The 20,247-nt window shown below is 42.3% G+C and carries 15 protein-coding genes; 7 read left to right on the top strand and 8 right to left on the bottom strand.

Annotation, left to right across the window (positions count from 1 at the left end; all coding sequences use genetic code 11):
- Both ACM5QX_RS15945 and ACM5QX_RS15950 read right to left on the bottom strand, forming a co-directional pair.
- Positions 1 to 479: FG-GAP repeat domain-containing protein (locus ACM5QX_RS15945; RefSeq protein ID WP_414754407.1), on the bottom strand; the 479-nt coding region annotated here is incomplete at its 3' end.
- Positions 480 to 565: 86 nt separating this feature from the next.
- Positions 566 to 3,313 carry a TIGR03032 family protein gene (locus tag ACM5QX_RS15950; protein WP_414754408.1) on the bottom strand — a complete coding sequence of 916 codons (2,748 nt, stop codon included), beginning with the start codon at positions 3,311 to 3,313 and terminating at the stop codon, positions 566 to 568.
- Between the two features lie 599 nt (positions 3,314 to 3,912).
- Here ACM5QX_RS15950 and ACM5QX_RS15955 point away from each other — a divergent pair.
- The 3 genes from ACM5QX_RS15955 (at position 3,913) to ACM5QX_RS15965 (ending at position 6,563) form a co-directional block, all read left to right on the top strand.
- Positions 3,913 to 4,887 (top strand): cysteine synthase A, encoded by a 975-nt coding sequence (locus ACM5QX_RS15955; RefSeq protein ID WP_414754409.1) that lies wholly within the window; start codon positions 3,913 to 3,915, stop codon positions 4,885 to 4,887.
- Positions 4,888 to 5,108: 221 nt separating this feature from the next.
- Positions 5,109 to 5,438 carry a (2Fe-2S) ferredoxin domain-containing protein gene (locus tag ACM5QX_RS15960; RefSeq protein WP_190566990.1) on the top strand — a complete coding sequence of 110 codons (330 nt, stop codon included), beginning with the start codon at positions 5,109 to 5,111 and terminating at the stop codon, positions 5,436 to 5,438.
- 249 nt (positions 5,439 to 5,687) lie between these two features.
- A complete protein-coding gene (locus ACM5QX_RS15965; protein ID WP_414754410.1) occupies positions 5,688 to 6,563 on the top strand; it encodes a DUF5331 domain-containing protein in 876 nt (291 codons plus the stop codon).
- A gap of 27 nt (positions 6,564 to 6,590) precedes the next feature.
- Here the strand turns inward: ACM5QX_RS15965 and ACM5QX_RS15970 are convergent, their stop codons facing one another.
- The 6 genes from ACM5QX_RS15970 to ACM5QX_RS15995 form a co-directional block, all read right to left on the bottom strand.
- A complete protein-coding gene (locus ACM5QX_RS15970) occupies positions 6,591 to 7,634 on the bottom strand; it encodes an adenosine deaminase (RefSeq protein ID WP_414754411.1) in 1,044 nt (347 codons plus the stop codon).
- A 91-nt stretch (positions 7,635 to 7,725) separates the two neighbouring features.
- The gene (locus ACM5QX_RS15975; protein ID WP_414754412.1) at positions 7,726 to 9,456 is read right to left on the bottom strand and encodes an ATP-binding protein; all 1,731 of its coding nucleotides are present in this window, start codon (positions 9,454 to 9,456) and stop codon (positions 7,726 to 7,728) included.
- Positions 9,457 to 10,566: 1,110 nt separating this feature from the next.
- Entirely contained in the window at positions 10,567 to 12,627 is a 2,061-nt protein-coding gene (locus tag ACM5QX_RS15980; RefSeq protein WP_414754413.1) for a ribonuclease catalytic domain-containing protein, read from the bottom strand.
- Positions 12,628 to 12,841: 214 nt separating this feature from the next.
- Positions 12,842 to 13,057, bottom strand: a complete 216-nt coding sequence (rpsR, locus tag ACM5QX_RS15985) for a 30S ribosomal protein S18 (protein ID WP_010998584.1) — start codon at positions 13,055 to 13,057, stop codon at positions 12,842 to 12,844.
- 2 nt (positions 13,058 to 13,059) lie between these two features.
- Entirely contained in the window at positions 13,060 to 13,254 is a 195-nt protein-coding gene (rpmG, locus tag ACM5QX_RS15990) for a 50S ribosomal protein L33 (RefSeq protein WP_010998585.1), read from the bottom strand.
- Positions 13,255 to 13,298: 44 nt separating this feature from the next.
- Positions 13,299 to 13,859, bottom strand: coding sequence for an RDD family protein (locus tag ACM5QX_RS15995; protein WP_011318155.1), 561 nt, complete (start codon positions 13,857 to 13,859; stop codon positions 13,299 to 13,301).
- 138 nt (positions 13,860 to 13,997) lie between these two features.
- Between ACM5QX_RS15995 and ACM5QX_RS16000 the strand changes: the two genes are divergently transcribed.
- The 4 genes from ACM5QX_RS16000 to ACM5QX_RS16015 all read left to right on the top strand — a co-directional run bounded on the left by ACM5QX_RS16000 (position 13,998) and on the right by ACM5QX_RS16015 (position 20,235).
- Positions 13,998 to 14,489 carry a DUF1499 domain-containing protein gene (locus ACM5QX_RS16000; RefSeq protein WP_414754414.1) on the top strand — a complete coding sequence of 164 codons (492 nt, stop codon included), beginning with the start codon at positions 13,998 to 14,000 and terminating at the stop codon, positions 14,487 to 14,489.
- A 357-nt stretch (positions 14,490 to 14,846) separates the two neighbouring features.
- A complete protein-coding gene (locus ACM5QX_RS16005) occupies positions 14,847 to 17,060 on the top strand; it encodes an Hsp70 family protein (protein ID WP_414754415.1) in 2,214 nt (737 codons plus the stop codon).
- Positions 17,057 to 17,503 carry a LysM peptidoglycan-binding domain-containing protein gene (locus ACM5QX_RS16010; protein ID WP_414754416.1) on the top strand — a complete coding sequence of 149 codons (447 nt, stop codon included), beginning with the start codon at positions 17,057 to 17,059 and terminating at the stop codon, positions 17,501 to 17,503. Before ACM5QX_RS16005 ends, ACM5QX_RS16010 begins: the two co-directional genes overlap by 4 nt.
- Positions 17,503 to 20,235, top strand: a complete 2,733-nt coding sequence (locus tag ACM5QX_RS16015; protein ID WP_414754417.1) for a peptidase M, neutral zinc metallopeptidase site — start codon at positions 17,503 to 17,505, stop codon at positions 20,233 to 20,235. The genes ACM5QX_RS16010 and ACM5QX_RS16015 overlap by 1 nt, the downstream gene beginning before the upstream one ends.
- The last annotated feature ends 12 nt before the right edge of the window (positions 20,236 to 20,247 follow it).

Raw genomic sequence — 20,247 nt, forward strand, 5'->3', positions numbered from 1 at the left:
GTGCCGTCCCGTTCCCCAACGATCGCATCCAAGTCGCCATCGCCATCGATGTCAGCTAAGGTGGGAGTACTGCCAAACCCCACATCAATGCCATTGAAGGGGTTGGTTGTGCCTGTTTGCACTGTGTAGACTGGGTTGATGGCACTGCCCGTGTTTTTGTAGTGCTTGAGTGTGCCGTCCCGTTCCCCAACGATCGCATCCAAGTCGCCATCGCCATCGATGTCAGCTAAGGTGGGAGTACTGCCAAACCCCACATCAATGCCATTGAAGGGGTTGGCTGTGCCTGTTTGCTCTGTGTAGACTGGGTTGGTGGCACTGCCCGTGTTCTTGTAGTACTTGAGCGTGCCGTCCCCTCCCCCAACGATTGCATCCAAGTCGCCATCGCCATCGATGTCGGCTGAGGTGGGAGTGCTGTAAGACCCTACATCAATGCCATTGAAGGGGTTGGCTGTGCCTGTTTGTTGGTTAAATATTGCCATTTTGATTTGTTTTCCTTGATTTGAAATTTATCTTGCAGCCAAGCCTTTTTGGTGTGGCGGTGATCTGCCCACCGGATTAATCTTGCTCATTTATCCCCCACTAAGTTGGCAAGATTTTGGTGTGCTACTGCCAAATCGGGCTTGAGTTGAATTGCCCGTTGATAAGCAGCGATCGCCTCTTCTGTCTTCCCCTGCATCTGCCAGATGGCTCCCAGGTTGCAGTGCGCCTGGGCAACGTTCGGATTGAGGCTGAGGATTTGTTGATAAGCGGCGATCGCTGCGTCCAGTTGCCCCAACCCCTGAAGGGCATTGCCCAACTGGTTATAGGCTGCGATATAGTCTGGTTGCAGTTGGATTGCTGCCTGAAAACAGGCGATCGCTCTGGTCAGATCCCCCTGACGCGCTTGGGCTTTGCCCTGGTGAAACTGTGATCGGGCAGTCTCAACAATTGGGTGATTGGACAACGACTCCCGTTGCTGCAATCGAAATTTACCCGTAGCTTCATCCACCACAAGGCGCAGCATCTGTGTTAAGCCACGCCTTTGTAAAGCTTCGTTAACCGCCCGCTCCGAATATTGCCGTTGCATCAGCATTTGTTGATGGGACAGTCCGTTAGGGTTGATCCGGTAAAAGTAGAGTGGTTCCTCTAAATGATAGATTTGCGTGACTTCTGAAACCCGCAACGACAAGTCGTAGTCTTCCGCAGGCGCAAATTCAGGATTGATCCCGCCTACGGCCTCAAAAATGGCTTGTCGCAACAGCCGAAAATGAAAGGTCAGCATATTAACTAATAACCCCATCGGACTGTATGGCATTTGACATCGCTGCCCCAACCCCTGCGGCTGACCGTGTGTGTCCATATTGATGTGGTTGGTGTAAACCATGCCATAATCTGGGTGGCTATCCAGAAAGCTTACGGTTGTTTGCAATGCGGTCGGTGCCAGTTGATCGTCCGCATCTAGCCAACCCACATAATCCCCTCGCGTCAGACGATGCGCCTGGAGCAACGCCTTGCCCCGTCCCTGGTGTTCCCCAACATAAAACCGAATCCGAGCATCCCGTTGGGCATAGCTTTGAGCAATGGTCACCGACCCATCCGTTGAACCATCATCCCAGAGGATCAATTCCCAATCGGTGAAGGACTGTGCCAGCAGTGAGTCTAATGCCTCAATCAAGTAAGCCTCGGTGTTGTAAACTGTCATCACTAAAGACACTTTGGGGCTAGTTGCTGCGGGTAAGACTAGAATTTTGTGCAATTGCTTTTCCCCATTTTGGGTAATTTGTGGTGAGTGCCAACCTAGTTTTTGTAACAAAGGTTTGAGTGCCATCTTTGTTAAGGCTGTCGGCTGGTAAATTACCTTTAGCTGATGGCAACCTTCCGCCACCAAAGCTTTCTCTAAATACTGCAACAGCTTGGTAGCAATACCCTGTTGCCGATATTCTGGGGCGACAAACAGCGAAATTAACTCTGCCGTTGCTTCTGGTAACATTTCCGCAATGGCAAACGCCACCATTTCCCCCGCCACGGATGCCGAAATCCCCACCAATTCCCCCCGTTGGGGTTGGGTTTGCCATCGTTGCTGCAAACTGGGAAAAGTGAAAGCATCGTAATCAGCTAGGCTGCTGGGGGTGAGGTGATAAACGCGTTGGTATTTTGGGGCATCGGGAATGGGCGATGGGGCATTGGGGGATTCTTCAGTGTTTGAAGTTTCCCAGATTTGCCTGGGTAATCCGGCGACGGGGGCTATGCTGCCGACACTGGGGCGTTTTGCTGTGGGTTTGGTCGTGACAATGCCACCAGAACCAGGAAAGGTGACTAGGCGTTCGATTGATTCTGACTGGAAGCCTAAAGCCTGGGGTTGACGTACCCCTGGTAGCACTACTACATCAAATAGTTCTTCCACTACTCCATCTAGTTGCAGCCAATGCACTGTTTCCCCAGTGTTGATATCAATTACCATCAGCCCACACTGGGAAGTTTTGCCTAGATTAGTCAGCCTTTCTTCTAGGGGTAGTCCGCTAAAAGTAGGCGATCGCAATTTCGACAAGCCCACAAAGGCGAAGTTTTCCCAAAATGCTAACCCCCGCACAAACCCCGGACAAAAGGTAATCGGCACTAATTTTCCATCTTCCAGGTAGCCAAAATCCCCACTCCCCGCATTCAACATCCACAGTTTGCCTTGATACCAGCGCGGCGAGTGGGGCATAGATAAACCCGTGGCGATGATGTCGTTAGTTTGCACATCAATCACCACACCCCCTCCTACTCGATGGTTACGCCATCCGGCGGCGGTGTCAGTGGTGCTACAGGCGGTGACGTATCTTGGTTTCCCATCGCGCAACCCCAACCCATTGAGGTGACAACGGTCTTCGGCGGCTAATTTGGAAATAAAGCTTGGTTGCCACAGGGGAACAAAACTATAGTTGTGGCTGATGGTGGCAAGACAACTAAAATCTGTATTGACAAAGACGATATTTTCTGAGTCATCCAGCACGACATCGTGGACATTCAAATCACCAGTGGTATATGCAGTGCGAGGGATGTAAAGGCAGTCACTTTGCTGATATATTTCTTCTGGTAAAAGTAAATTTTTAAACCGCCAAATTTGATAACGTGTGCTGACATATAGGCTTTTATTTACTGCATACATCCCCATTGGCTTGTCAAACAATCGCTCGTGAGCCGCTACTCTACCTTGATCATTACAGCCAATAAAAAACAGTCGATTAGTTTGATAAGTAGTGAAAGCGAGACTAATCTCCTGAGTTTTTAACCAAGGCGCTAACTGCGGTGAGCTGCTAATATTGCATTGAGATGTAGTTAATAACGTCATAATATCATCATGTTACAAAATGTTTTTAAAAAATCTGCCGAGGGTTCATTCATAACTTTGGACACAAAAAAATTGCCCCAATAACTTTAAAAAAGAAAAATTTTTGGGGTCTAGGTTTATTTGATTTGTATTTTGTTTAGACAAGTTGTAAGTAATATTACGGCTAAACTTGAAATTGTCGCAGTAAGTTTATGAAAAATTCAACAAATACATATAAAAAATGTTGTTAATTGCTAATTTTCTTGTTATTTCACCAAAGGCGGCGGGAAGCCTGCCCCTTCAAGAGGTGAGATGAGCTTAAAGCAATTAATCTTTTCTTAATTACTTGAAACAGGGAAAAATCGATTTTTGCAGATTTTTTAGTCAAGACTAAATTGCTCTGATGTACTACAGACTAAACATAATACGCAAACGTAAAGGCAGAAGCTTTTGCATTGATGGGTTGCAGGCGTTTAGCTCCCCGATTTTTTAAAAAAGTCAGGGAGCTAAAGCGTTATCGAAAAACTTAGTGCGATCGCCTAACGATTTGAATTAAGTGTATATCCTGCCACCGCTATAAGTCACAATTTTTATATGCACTCCACTCAAGTCAAGACACAATGGATATCAAAAATGGCTTTGTAGGCACTGTTGGCAACACACCACTGATTCGTTTAAATAGTTTTAGTGAAGAAACAGGATGTGAAATCCTGGCTAAAGCAGAATTTCTCAATCCCGGTGGTTCAGTTAAAGACCGCGCCGCACTTTACATCATCGAAGACGCAGAAAAAAAAGGACTACTCAAACCAGGCGGAACCGTTGTAGAAGGAACTGCCGGTAATACTGGTATTGGATTAGCGCATATTTGCAATGCCAAAGGCTACAAATGCTTGATAATTATTCCTAACACCCAATCACAGGAAAAGATTGATGCACTCACAGCCTTGGGTGCAGAAGTCCGTCCTGTGCCGGCTGTACCCTACAAAGACCCAAATAACTACGTTAAACTTTCTGGCAGAGTTGCTGCGGAATTAGACAACGCAATTTGGGCAAATCAATTTGATAATTTAGCTAACCGCCGCGCTCACTACGAAACCACAGGGCCAGAAATTTGGACACAAACCGATGGTAAAGTTGATGGCTGGGTAGCTTCTACTGGTACTGGTGGCACATTTGCCGGTGTAGCCATGTATCTGAAAGACCAAAATCCTGCTATTAAATGCGTAGTAGCTGACCCACTAGGTAGCGGACTATATAGTTATATCAAAACTGGAGAAATCAAGATAGAAGGAAACTCTATCACCGAAGGTATTGGTAACAGCCGCGTCACAGCTAATATGGAAGGCGCGCCAACTGATGATGCCATCCAAATAGATGACCATGAAGCTTTGCGGGTAGTTTACCAACTGTTGCGGAAAGATGGCTTATTCATGGGTGGTTCCACAGGTATTAATGTAGCAGGTGCTGTGGCTTTAGCGAAGCAATTGGGGCCTGGTCACACCATTGTTACCATATTGTGTGACAGTGGTTCTCGCTACCAATCCCGCATATTTAACCGCGATTGGCTTGCATCCAAAGGACTAACTGTAGATTAGTCATTAGTCATTGGTCATTAGTTATTAGGGTGCGTCAGTATGAATAATTTTTTGGTACTGCTAGATTTTATCGCACTGACGCACCCTACCTACATCTTGAACTATTGATGTCCTAACACTACTGGCGACAGCTATATCAAACGAGGAGAAACATTGGCAAACCCGTGTTAGGCGAGGCGAACAACAGCACAATGTAACCGAAAAGATTTCAGGGTGAAAAGATGACTAACATTACGCAACCATCAAACTTGCCTTTAACAGAGCCTTCCACTCCTAGATGTGTACGCGTATGTCAACATCGCACCTGTAAAAAGCAAGGTGCAAAAGAGGTGTTAAGAGCTTTTGCAGCTTTACCTGTTGTAGATGTGACTGTAACAGGTAGTGGTTGTTTAGGTCAGTGTGGAAACGGGCCGATGGTGCTGATTTTACCCGATATGGTTTGGTATAGCGGCATTCAACCTCATGAAGTACCTCTATTGGTAGAACAACACTTGCTAGGTGGTCAAAAAGTCCAGCAGATGCTTTATTATCGGTTTCATCCCCAGGGATAATACCAATTCAAAATTTAAATTTCAAAAAATCATATATTAGGATTTATATTTGATTTTTGCAATATACGTAAGCTGGGTTGTAATTACTAAAAATATGATACAGTAAGCATTGCCTAACTTACTTAGGACTTGTTCAAGAATCAAATTAGATTTCTTATCATTGGGGATCTCAGGTTTAAATCTGTTTCCCTGTTTTAGAGAATTGGTACATACAGGTCTGCACTATTTTTGACTGAAGCGAGGCATCCGATGGACATTCAGGAGCTGCGTCAATCTTTAAAGATCAAGTGGCTGAGTTATTACGAGCAAAATCGTTCTTGGTTGGTCAAAATGAAGGTTTGGGCTACTTATAATGGTCTGCGGCGACCTTCTTCTGGATTTATTTTGGCAACGCTATCTGTTTTAGAACCACAGTTTGAACAGACACTTGCTTTTATTATGGAACTGAATAATAACCCCGATGAGATTGTTGCTGCTTTGGGTCTGAATTTTAATCCCGATGTTGAATTACGTTTAACAGACTCTCACACCAACCAAGAAAAACAGCAGACAGAAAGCGAAGCCATCACATTAAATGAATTTGCTCTCAAGAATGTTTCCCATAAACAACATTGGGAAAACCAACCTGTTTTGTCACTGGTAGATAAACCTTTGCGATCGCTTGCAGAAACTCAGGAGGCTGATGATACACATCAACTTAAACCAGCAATTCTCTCTTTGAGAAATGCTCAAACAGCAATCAGCTACAATACATCCAAGGTAAACGCAGTTTCTAGCAATTCTCAGCTAGGGCGATCGCCTGCAATTAACCGTAGGTCATCTCCATCTGTAACTATAGAAACTCCTGATAAAACTAAACCTCTACCATCTTTAAGATTAGCTTTAGCTACCGAATCTCACCGTAATGGTAAAGCAGTGAGAGTACTAGAAATTATCACTAATGTTTCAAGTCAGCCAAAAACTCTACCATCACCAACAATAGCTACGGAAGTTACCCAAAACGGACAATACGCAAATAAACAAACACCAGCACCGAACCAAAAATTTCAGCCATCACTTGGTACTCATGCCAGTAGTCTAGCTTCTTGGGTGGATGAGTTTTGTCAGGGTACTGGGTGTTATTAAAATAAAACTATTTCCATATTTGAGTGATTAGTCTTTCAGTGCTAAAACTTTGGTAGTTTCCGGTTGTAGTAATTCATTCAATAGGGATGCAGGACGTTCACCATAAGGCCAAGCAAAGGCATGGCGGAAAGCTGCATCCTGACAAGCTTGTAACTGTTCAAAGTTGATAATGTCATAAGTCAGGAGATTTTCATACTCGAATGGCAAACGTACATTATGCAGCCCGGCATTATCAGTACAGATAGCAATATCTACCCCAGCATCAAAACATCGGTCAAAGACTAACTTGAGTTGACGGATGTCTTGTAAAGTACCTGTTTGAATATAAGTTGTGGGACAGACTTCTAAACACTGACCACGCCTAGCTACATCTGGTAGTAGCTCTGGATACAAGAGTGGGATTTGGATACCGTGACCAATCCGCATTAGGTAAGGTAGGAGTTGGGGGTAACAACCAGATGGGGTTTCATAAAAGTGTCCAGTGGTTTTAATCCCTAGCGATCGCGCATACTCATATAAACTGATCCATTCAGAAAGGCGATCGGCGTAATGGCTATCACCCCCAGCTACATCTATTCCACACACATAATTTTTGTTTTGCGCCGCCAAATCAATAATTGCCTTGTTCACCTCATAAGGTAAGCGTGTGTGCATACACAAGATTTGGCTGGTGACAATAGGATATTCTGGCTGGCTACTAGCCTCCCCTACAACTTTGACAATTTCTGCCATCTTGTCAATTCTTTGGGACTGGCTGAGATGTTCTGGTGTCCGTAAGTAGGGGGTGTAGCGCAGTTCCAGATAAGCCAAATTCTCAAAAATGTAAGCACCCCGTACCAAACGATAAATAAAGTAAGGCAGGGTTTCTACAGTTTGTACACTTTCCACAAGAGTATGCAGTTCTAAATACTCATCTAGGGTATTGCGGGGACGGGTATAAAAGTCTTCAAACTCCGGGTACTCGGCAAACCGGGAAATCAACTCTGATGAGTGTCGCTCAAAATAACGCCATAAGACACGGGGGACAACAGAACCACCCAGGTGTCTATGCAATTCTGCATATAATGCCATAGTGTTACTTTTTGATAAAAATTTTAATAATATTAACAAAATTACTGAGATAAAAAATCTATATCTTCAGGAAGATTCTGTAAATTCACTGTTAATTCTCAGTGTGGACAGTATGAATTGTCTGTACTAACTCTTTAGCTGTGCAGGGTTTAGATAAAAATGCCTTTACTCCCATGTTAGCAATTGCACTCTCATGGGGTTCCGATAGCAGCCCACTAATAGCGATAATTTTGATCTGGGGATTAATCTTTTGTAATTTGCGGATAGCGATCGCCCCATCCATTGATGGCATCATCATATCTAACAACACCACACTAATTTGTTCTTGGTGTCCTGTATAGATTGATACGGCTTCCTCGCCATCACTAGCAGTCAATACTCGATAATTATATGCTTCTAGAGATGATTTAGTAATTTCACGAATAATAGCTTCATCATCTACTACTAAAATTAATTCTCTATTACCAGTAGGCGATTCCATCTCTACAGAATCAGCTAAGGGAGTTTCCATATTAGAAACTAAAGCCGGCAAATACACCTGAAATCGTGTACCTTTACCTTCCGTACTCTGCACATTGATAGAACCACCATGATTATCAATAATATTCAGCGCTGTAGACAGTCCTAAACCTGTGCCTTTGCCTACCTCTTTTGTAGAAAAGAATGGTTCAAAAATTTGCTTTTGAATTTTAGCGGGTATACCTAAACCCGTATCTTCTATAGATAACGTAATATAGTGCTTACCCTGGGGAGAAAGCACCACATTATCAGCCGTTATTTTCAATATCCCGCCATTAGGCATGGCATCACGCGCATTCAACACCAGATTCATCAACACTTGATGTAGTTGGGTTGTGTCTCCTGATACATACCAAAGATTTTCGGGAATATATGTTTGGCAGATAATTGATTTAGAGAATGTTTGCTGGACAATTTGCTCTATTTCTAATATCAACATCCTGACTGGCACAATTGTCTTTTTCCCTTCAATACCTCGTGCAAAAGATAACACTTGCCTAAGTAAATTCGCGCCCCGTTTGACATTACTCTCTAAAGTATTCAGCACCTTTTGTATCTGCGGTTCATGGAGTTTCATCTGTAAGAGCTGAACCGCCATTAAAATAGGAGTTAAGATATTGTTGAGGTCGTGAGCAATGCCACTTGCCAGCGTACCGATACTTTCCAGACGTTGCGATCGCAATAGTTGCGCTTCTAGTTGTTTTTTGGGTGTAATTTCTGTATTTACACTTAAAATAGATTTGGGTTGTCCTTCCTCATCCCTAACCAAAACCCAACGACTTTCAACAATGATTTCCTCACCATCTTTGCTGAGTTGATGTAACTCTCCTCGCCACTCACCTTCACTCATTACGGTGGACAGCGCTGATTTTAACTTAGTTAAGCTTGGTTGGTACAAAAGTTCTGTAATATTTTTTCCAAGTGTCTCCTCAGCTTTCCAACCATACAACCGTTCAGCACCTTTATTCCAAAAAATAATTTGATGGTCAATACTACTTACTAACACAGCATCACTAACTACATTCAAAATGGCAGTTTGTTCACGGATCTTCTGCTCTGCCTGTTGACTTTTGGTAATATAGAGACACAGTAATTTATATAAATAAGTTAGTAATAAGAGATTGACAAAAATTGCTAAACAAAATGCTACTAGAGTTTTGTGTTCTAAAATGTAGAGATATGGCTGATTTTCCATCAATCTTGTAGTATGACTGTAAGTAATTACAGTGTTTGTCAATAAAACTACCAATGCTATGACAAACAATACTTTCAGCTTGTGAATGACCGAAAATTCTTTCCCCATGCGATCGCCCTTAATACCCAGACACCTCCAAATAGTTAGAACTAAAACATAAAATTACTGAATCTCAAATTCACAAACAGATTAAAAATTTAATAATTACCGTAATCTCTAGCTAACTATAATTATTTACAACTATGCAGACACAATAACCGCAATAAAGGTTCCTTTTCCTGAAAAAAGAGCTTAGTAAAAATTGCCCCAAAACCCGTGAAAAAGGCATCAAAGTATTTTCAAATCAGAACAACTGGAAAAAAACAACTATGTTAAATATTGTAAAAACAATAAGATTGAGTTCGTAGTAAGGACTTTAATCCTTGTAAGGTTCTCACTACAAGTCTTTAATTATCCACCCTGTTCTACTCAGTTCATTTAAGGCTAACAACTTAGACGTGGTGGTAAGTTGAAGCCGTCTCTCCACTGAACTGTATTGATATATAACCAACAAAAAAGGCTTGGTCGGGCCAAGCCTTTATGTATACCAAGCATTTACTACACCAAGCTTAATTTAAACCCTCTAGCACTTTAGTTCATCTGTCTTTAGACTGTATGCAAATTCTTTCAAACCTGGTATGAACTGGCATATTTACATACAAAAAAGGCTTGGTTCAACACCAAACCTCGATAATTGCTGTGCTTAACAACGTACTAAATTAATTTAAACTGGATTGTTGTCCTTATCATCTTCCTTTAGTATGTGTTGCCAAAAAACAAAAAATGATAAGTGATTTTGACTTTTCAGGAAAATACTTTTGATCAAAAATAAATATTTTAAATATAAAATAGAGGCTTGAATAACATTTCAGCCTCTATATTTACCAGGTGTTTACCATATATCTCTAATTTATTCCTTTATTAATAATAGTTCATCTATCGAATTGGTGTGTACAAAAAGTTAAAAATTTGGTAATACCAATTTGAAAAAAGAATGGCACAAATAAACCATTTGTTTGTAGAGACGCGATTCATCGCGTCTTCTTCACCCAATGATGTGTTGCCCATTTCAGGCGTAGGGCGTGTCAGATATCAAAAATTTGTTGATTGACTCACCCTACTAGTATGGTTGCTCAAAAACTACTCAAGAATAGCCAAGGCGAAAATCGCTAATTTGCTCTAATTCGCTGCTGTCTGGGCCTCTTGATAAATTATTTCTTGGAACTGAATTACATCCTTTTGCGGATCAGAGATACTAACTTTTACTAATACCTGTTCACCGAGTCTCACCGATCGCTTGAATACCATCGGTAATTGTAAACCCAAATCTTCTAAAAGAATCAGTGCCAAGTTACTATCTTCCCGTAACCACATGAGAACTGTTACTTGCCAAATCTCTTCTGGATGACGACGCAAATATTCCAACGCCCAGTATCTATTCGTCTGACGTTCTACCATTGTCAGCTCTTGGGTGGTGCTGGTGACGGTCATCATCACTTCTTTGAGTTCTTCGGCGGTAAAGGGAGGAACTTCACCCCGCAGGTGGGCTTTGAGTTGAAAGTGCGTGAGTAAGTCACTGTAGCGGCGGATGGGGGATGTGGCTTGGGTGTAGGTGTCCAAACCTAAACCAGCGTGACGCACAGGAGTAATACTCATTTCACTCTTGGGCATACAACGCCGCATAGCACAAGCACGGACAAATCCGGCTGGCAGTCTGAGTAATTCGTCTTCTGGGGGTAATTCCGGTTGTGGTTGACCACGAAAGGGCAAGGGTATGTTGTGTACTTGACCGTAACGGGCTGCTACTTCCCCAGCTAAAATCATCATTTCTGCTACTAACTGTCGGGAACGGGAATCATCTAAAATGTCGATACTGATATCGTCATTTTTGACTTTAATCATCGCCTCTGGCATATTGATGCTGATCGCACCTTGATTATACCGCCAAGATTTGCGCTTAGTTGCCCAAGTAGCGATCGCCGCAATCTCTGGTTCTGCTTGTACCCCTAATTCCAGCATTTCATCTACATCTTCGTAGGTGAGGCGATAGGTAGGCTTGATTAAGCTGGGATGAATAGTAAAGTCTTCTACTGCCCCTGTCTCATCTAAGACAACGCCAAAACTCAAAGCACAGCAGACTCTTCCCTGTACCAAACTCATGGGGCCAGTCGCCAATATTTCAGGGAACATGGGGATCATTCCCGTGGGTAGATAAACTGTACTACCTCGCTTCCTGGCTTCTAGGTCTAAATCATCTTCTGGTGCTAAGTAGCGGGTAGGATCGGCGATATGCACCCACAATCTTTCCCGGCTATCGGGGAGTTTTTCCCAACTCAATCCATCATCTATTTCAGTGGTGCTTTCATCGTCAACTGTGTAGACCTTCAGGTGAGTCAAATCGAGGCGATTTGTGTCTAAGTCTGTCGGCGGGAAATCCAAACGCTGTTGCGCCACTTCTAATACCTTGCTAGGAAACTGAACTGGAATTGACGAACGACGCAGGAACAAGTTTTCTGTGGCACTCCACCACCCCAAATCTACCAGTAATTGAAAAGCGCCTTGGGGGGTCGCGGGTCGCCCCAGCATATTCATTGTTTCTAAAACTAGGGCTGGGGGAGGATAGGCACGCGCCAGAGAATCATAGTTTAGCCCCACCTTTACAATGTCAGCCAAAAGTGTTCCATACTTTTCCAATCCTTCTAGGCGTTGGCGGTCATGACGCTGCCACTCTACTGCTTCCCCTTGGAGTGCTTGTTCTACACGCGTCAAAAATTCCTGCTGTCCCCTAGCTTTGAGGGCTTCTACTTCTATCTGGTGTTTGCGCTCTGCTACTTGAGCCGCCGTTCTCGGTTCGTAAGCATCACCTTTTTGTTTAAAATATAACTTGTCATCTGATAACAAGCAATGAGCAGCATAACTGGGAGCTGAGTTGGATTCTGAAAACAGTAGATTAGCCATTTGGGATGGCGTGACTGTTTCTCCATCTTCTACTAGTAATTCCCACGCCACTTCTAAGCTGGAGGGGTCGAGATAAGGCTTGACTTCCTCCAAAAACTTGTCAATATCCGATGGCTTATAAGTGTTGCCGTTAACTGTATATGTAATTTGTCTAGGCGCGAGGCTGTGGGATTGACCGCGTTCATCTACCACAAACCAACGGGTTTTTCCATCTGGGCGGTCTACCACGCCCAAACGGCGATCGCCTTGAACCCTAAATTCAACTAGCGTCCCCTTCTCCACAACTCTCGCAATTAATTGGTTAACAAATAGATTTTAGATTTTGGAGTTCAATAATGACTACTAAATCCAAAATCCGGTGATTTTAACTGTAGAACAATATCCTACACTAATTGAGATTTTAGATTATGGACTCAGACGATTTAAAGCTACATAACACTGTTTATGTAGCCACTTCCGTTTATCCAAAATCTAAAATTCTCGCCACTGACTAGAATTAGCCTTCCGCATTGATAAATGGCAACAAAGCCACAAGACGGGAACGTTTAATTGCTAATGTCAATTCTCGCTGTTGTTTAGCGGTTAGCCCAGTAATTCTTCGGGGTAGTATTTTACCACGCTCGGTGATAAATTTACGCAACAAATCAACGTCTTTGTAATCAATCGGTTCTCCAGGCTTAATTGGAGACAGGCGACGACGGTAATAGCTCATCTTTACTTGATTTCCTTGTGAACGGTATGTTTATTACAGTGGGTACAGAACTTTTTCAGTTCTAGACGATTGGTGGTGTTACGACGGTTCTTGGTTGAGGTATACCGGGAAACACCTGGCGATCGCTTGTCTGGATTTGTCCGGCATTCAGTACACTCTAGTGTGACTATAATGCGCGCACCTTTACTTTTAGCCATAATCTTATCAAACGCTAAAGCCTGAAGAGAATTAACACAAATGACTATCGTCTCACATTTCGTCGTAAAGTTCCAACTATTCGCTTAATTTTTAAATCAAGAGAATAGCCCCGACTCGACGAAACTATGAAAGTTCCAGCGTAGCGGTCATGCCAAGCCTGCCGCATCTGGGTATCAGAGAAAGCCGCACCACAGTCAATTGCCAGAGGAATCACTAGCAATATGGCAGTAGGGTTGAGTCTAATGTTGCCCAAAGCAATGGACAGCAAAAGAACACCAAAGCCAATTATAACTTCTCTCTTGAACAGTGCCAGCAATTCAGGAATCCTGGGGACAACTTCCCCGTTTTCCACTTCCAGCACCTTTAAATCAAACGCCCAACGCCCTAAACTCTGTCCTTGGTTGTTAAAGACAACCAACACCCGCAAAATTAACCAACCAATCACAAAAACTAAAATTTGCACAACTTGAATACCGATACCACCACTATTACCCAAGAAGGAACTAACTAACCAAACACCAAGAAAATCGACACCCAAAGCGAAACCTCTTCGCCAAATATCAGCCTTAGGATAATGTTTTTTGGGAATGCGTTCGATAGTCATAAAAATGGGGGGTGGGGAGTAATTCTTGTTGCTTATATATTTTAGGACTTACACAAACAGGTTGTCTGTTGAGACCGGTGTAAGGGTTTCCAACATTTATACTCGAATGGGTATTAAACTTTGAGGAGTATATTGCTCATGTTACGTCTACTAAAACCTTTCGCTTCTCGCCAACTCCTATGGGGTATGGTTTCGGCAGTATTATTCTTGACAAGTATGGTCATATTTCCTGCACCTACTTGGGCTTCTCATTCTGGGTTGGGGGTTGATAGCGGTCATTTAAGTGCTTGTCCGAGTTCCCCAAATTGTGTTGTCAGTCAAAATGCTGATGTTAAACACGCCATTGAACCAATTCCATATCATGTAGACCGCGAAAAAGCACGAGAAACTTTACTCAAGGTGCTGACAGTTGTACCGCGTACGGAGGTTGTAGAACAGACTGATAACTATATCCATGCCCTTTCTAAGAGCCGTATTTTTAAATTTGTTGATGATGTAGAATTTTATTTACCTGCAAATGAGTCAGTAATTCATCTGCGATCGGCATCTCGTATCGGAGATTCGGATCTTGGTGTTAATCGCAGGCGTATGGAGCAAATTCGTCTGGCTTTACAGGATTTGAATATTTAAGGGAAAATCAAACCATAAATTATCCGCAATTGCTGGTTTGGTGGGGTGCGTCAGTATGAATAATTTCTGAGTATAGTTAGGTTCTATCGTACTGACGCACCCTACACTTGGATATTTTTTTACAAGAATTATTGCCTAGTATTTTATAAACAACGAGTTAGCAGTTATAACTGCATATAAACTTTTGCTAACCTGTGGGTTTGACAGTAGTTTTGCTGAGGTTGGTTTTCAAGCGTTTTGTATAACATTGGTTGAGCAAAGTCTAAGTAATTAATGAAAACCCTTAATAAATAGGGGTTTTACTCGCATACAAGCTTAGTTTTTCTCAACAATTTATACAAAAAGTCTTGGGTCAGCATGGGTAAGGCAATCGGGATTGATTTGGGAACAACTAATTCTGTTGGTGCGTTTAAGTTAGCGGAAGTAGAAGTGGTGACAGCTAACGATAATACGCCACCAGATAGAAAATTGACGCGATCGCTTGTTGCCTATGACCAGGATAAATTATTGGTGGGAAATCAGGCTTACAATCAGTTACGGGCTGACCCTGAAAATGTGATTGTTTCGATTAAACGGTTAATAGGTAGGGGTTTTAGTGACCAAGCAGTCAAAAAACAAAGGTCAGAGGTTGGTTACAAAATTACTGAACCTAGCTACGGAACCGATAACAGCATTGCGGTTTGGCTAGGAGGTAAGGAATACAGTCCAGAGGATATCTCGGCTGAGATTCTTAAAAAAGTCGTATCTAATGCCCAAGCTTATCGTCAAGGAATTGGCAAAATAGACGAAGTAATTGACCAAGCGGTGATTACTATCCCTGCCTATTTCAACGACCAGCAACGCCACGCCACCCGTACCGCCGCCCTCAAAGCCGGACTGACACCGTTAGAATTACTACCAGAACCGACTGCTGCCGCCATATCTTACGGTTTTTCGCCAGATAGCGAAGATGTGAAGACGATTTTGGTTTACGACTTTGGTGGCGGTACATTTGATGCTTGCTTGATCACCGCAGCTGGTACTTCATTTATTGAACAGGGGAAAGCGGGAGATTTATGGTTAGGTGGGGATGACATTGATTCTCAAATTATGAGCTTTGTGAAAACCCAAGTCGCCCAGGAGGAGAGAATTGCGGATATTGATGGCTTAATAGCCAAAATGCCTTATTACCAAAGGCTAAGATTTAACGCCGACCTGAAAATGGCGGTAGAACGTGCCAAGGTTGAATTAAGTAGCGCCCAAGTAGCCAGGATTAGCCCAGCAACTCAATTACTGGATGAATTAGGCATTGCTATTCCTATTGAGGTAGAAATTACTCGTCAGCAATTTGAGGCGATGATTAGCGACTTGGTTGATCGTTCAGTGCAGATTTGCCGCCTCGCCTTACAAGATGCAGAATATCACTTGGAAATGGTGGATATAGTGTTGTTGGTTGGGGGGTCTTCCCAAATTCCTTTAGTACAACGCAAAGTTAAGGAAGCCTTTGGTAATAATAAGGTGGTTTTGCATCCGCGGCCGATGTATGCGGTGGCGGAAGGTGCGGCGATTGTGGCGGCTGGGCAAACGGATAAAGTCACAACAGTATCCCGTGATTACTACATTAAGTTACTAGACGATCGCTATAAAGTGATTAACCGCAATGATATTCTGCCTATCATCACATCCCACACCTTCAAAACTGTGGCTGATGGACAACGGTTAATTCACTTCCAGTTTTTTAGCCCTGACCAGGTGAGGGAAGAATTGGATGGGGTCGATAAAAAAGAAAGTATTGGGGATATGTGGTTGGGTTTAAACCAGGTTTATCCCAAAGGAACGGAAATTTTAGTTAATTTGGAGTTAGACGAGAAAAATAGCGCTTTGAAAATGACAGCCACCCTGAAAAATGACCCGGCGGAAAGAGTAAGCTGTACATTTTCGCGGGGTCGCTCGGATGAGAGAATTTATAGGGAATTAGAAGTAGCGATCGCTGAACTCAACAAGCAAGACTTAACTCAACTTGGCGTAGAAGAAGCATTGAAGCTAGCAGTTCCAGTAGTCAAATTAGCTAACAGTATTATCGACCCGAAAACTGAGGAAGAACGCATTGATAAACGTGAAGACGCTCAAGTAAGCTTGCAGAAATTCCAAGTTTCCATGTCTAAGGAAGCTTTAGACGCGGAGTCTCTGATGAATGAATGCGATCGCATCGTTCAAATCTGCGGTTTCCTCATTCCCCCACCACAAAAGGAAAGATTACAAAAGCTGAGTCAAGATTTGCAAGGGGCAATTAATACCCATGACCTATCGAGAATGGAATCTTACAGCGAAGATGCTAGACGGGAACTGGATCATCTACCAAATGAAGTCCAAGTCATTCAAGCTAGTTTGTTAGCTATTCGCCAAGCCAGGCAAGTTGCACCCACCCAAGCCAGCGCCATGTCGGATAAACTCTATCGTCTACTGGAAGCGATGGAAAGTGGCAATCCACAAGAAAGCGATCGCTTGTGGCAAGAACTACAGCCAGATGTCAAACTTTGGCTCAATCAGGAATTACCTAGCAATATGATTGCTACAGGAATCAGCCGATGATGCAAGTTAATTGTCCTGTGTGCAGTTACCAAGATATTACAGGCGATACTTGCCCCAATTGTGATGCCGATTTGCGTGTAATTCGGATGCTGCAAGCGTTACCGCAAGTCCCTACTCAATCGCCGTGGCCATTAAGAATTGCCCTGTTGCTGCTAATTATTGCCATAGGTGTGGGAGTGGCGACGAATTTGATATTTTCTCGACCGCAGTTAAATACAGTAGTTATTACTCAACCAAGCCCTGTTACACCCCAAAAGCCCCCAGAACCAACCACCTACACAGTTCAACCAGGAGATAATCTCAGTGCGATCGCACAAAAATTGTGTGGTCAGGGAGTTTCTTTGCCAGCAATAGTACAAGCCAACCCCCAACTCATAGGTAGAGAAAATTATCTAGAAGTGGGACAGGTGTTGAAAATTCCTAAGTGCCAGGAGGGTATTTGATGAACCTGCTGGAAAGCTTGAATAGATTAACTAAAAATCATTTGGGGATAGGAATTGTTGATGCTTGGTTGCAAGCACCACAAACTAAGGAAGCTAGCCAAAAAGCAGCACAACTAGCTCAAACAAAACACCTACGGGAGGCTGTCACCATAGCCGAAAAAGCCCTGAGTTGTTGGTCAAGAAAACCGGGGTTTTGGGAACGGTTGATTTGCCAAATCCTCTTAGGTAAGTTGGTCAATCAACTAACTCAGCAATTACAAGAATGGCGCAAACAAGTAGGGACAGTTGACAAACAACTTGCTAGCGCTAAAACTCTACTCAAACAAGATACTGGCGATCCTTGGGAAACAACAAACCTGACAAATATCATCACCATTTATCAGCGTTGTAGCAAAATCCTCTACGACGAGAGGATTTTGCAAGCCATTCAAAAATGTCAACAAGAACTACAGAAACGCCACCAGTTCCAAGAATTGGTAAAGCAAGGCCAATCCCTGGTAGAAAATCTGTTTTTTAAAAATGCGATCGCCACTTACCAGCAAGCTGAACAACTTTACTCCACCCAGCTACTAACTCAAGCCATTGCTACCGCTACACAGCAAGTTCCACAAGAAGAAGCTTACGGCGCTAGTTTACAAAGAGTGCGACAAGGGGAAGCAGAAGGAAAGTTACGGGGAGCGATCGCCCTTTTAGAATCGGCTTTAGCTAAATTTCCCCGCACCGACGGCCATGAGTTACTACACAAACTTAAATCACTCGTTCAAGGTAGAGAACTATTTCGCCGAGGTTTAGCCGCAGAAAAAATGGGTGATTTTACCACAGCTATTTCTTTATATGAAAATGCTGAATCTTTACTACCAGAAAATACTAATTGTCGGATTCGTTTAGGCTTAGTCACAATTAAAACTCAAGCCTGGGAAACAGCACTATCTTACTTAGAAGATTTACCCGGAGAACAAGCTGCATATCTACGGGGATTTGCTTATGCACAACAGGAAAATTTACAAATAGCCTATCGAGAATGGCAAGGATTATCTGGTGTAGAAATCAGCGAACAAAGGGAAATTCTCAAAATTATCAGCCAAAGACAACGCCTGTTTTGTCTACAAAATATTGAAGAATTAGTTAAAGCTGAAAATCTAGAACAAGCAAAAATAGCTAGTAGAGAATTTGCTCAAAAATTTGGTTTTAACCAGGTAGTAGAAGAAAATCTCCAACAACATATCCAGCCACGTTTAGAAGCAGCATTTTGGCAAGGAACTAACTGGCAAGTTATTAGCCAACAAGCTGAAAATGATTGGATTGCCGAACCTGATATTATTACTTTACATAATTGGGCGGTAGCTAGTTATTATCATGCTCAAAAGGATGCAAGTCAACTGATAAATTTAATTATTTCTTTATCCACAGCCTTAGCAAATCTGCATAAAGATATAAATCTTCAAGATGTGTCTTGGCTAGGAACCCAATCTGTTGATTTTCAATTAGTATTTAATCAAATCAAAAACAAAATAGAAACATCTATTGATTCTGCAAAAGATAAAAATATTGACGATTATCTAAAGTTCCGTGATTACTGGCGTTTGGAAATATTAGCTCTAGATTTAATGGGTAACCCCCCAATTACAGGCATAAAAATCAACGATATATTTTTAACTCCCGGTTGTTATAATCACTATCTTAATTTCGACAATAATAATAATAATTTTAACCCAATAGATCCTAAGCAAGAAATTCTACATTGCTTATACACAAATTGGGGATTATCAGTAGCAGCTTGTGTGGCGGGAGATAGCCCAAGAGCAATTAAACTTAAACCGATAAATCCAGCCATTTCTGATTTAGAAATATTTGCTCATAACTTTGTAGCTTACCATGAAGGATGCTATTACCTACAACAATATAAATGGCGTGAAGCAATTAACCCACTCAAGCAAGCAAAATCAGCAATTCAGGTTAATCAAGAATGGCAAACAGAAGTAGATAGACTTTGCCTATTACAGCGTCAAAACATCTCCGAAGACCACGAACATTTAACCTTTGCCCAATTTTGGTACGATATTTTAAATAGTACCAAGGCGAGCGCTTATTTAGCTGAATACAAGGCAGAAAGAATTAGAGAGCAACTTGCTAATAAACAAATATCGAAGCAGAAAGCTCTGCAAGAACTAGAGAAAATTAAACTAATTGATGCTGATAACCCTATTGTAATCGATTTAATTCAGCGAATTGAAGTAGCATTGGCAGTAGAAGTAATTGAAGAATTTTTGAATAAAAATAATCTGGAAGGAGCCGTTAAATTTGCCAAACAGAATCCATATCTGAAGGTTAAAAATATAGTCACTGAAATTTGTGTAGATATTTTAGTTGATGGATTTAAAACCAGAAAATTAGGCTTTGAAGAAATTTATGATTTAGGTCGTTGGGCTTATGAACTTAGTCCTGATGAGCCAAATATTCAAGAAATTTATCTGATTAGCCAAGAACTCCATAAAATCTATCATCTCATCAAAGGCGATCGCCATCAAGAAGCCGTTCGTCGCGCCAAGTCTTCAGAATATGACGCTATTCGTTCCTATGTTGGCGATTATTTGATGATGACCTTGATTAGAGGACTTAAAAGTGAAACATTACCTACCCATTTAGTCCATCAATTAGGTCGTTGGGTTTATCAACTCTGTCCTGATGACCCAGATTATCAAGAAATTTACCACCGACTAAATATTCGTTGAAAAAAGGTGAAA

The sequence above is a fragment of the Anabaena sp. CCY 9910 genome (assembly GCF_963920875.1).
Lineage (GTDB): Bacteria > Cyanobacteriota > Cyanobacteriia > Cyanobacteriales > Nostocaceae > Trichormus > Trichormus variabilis.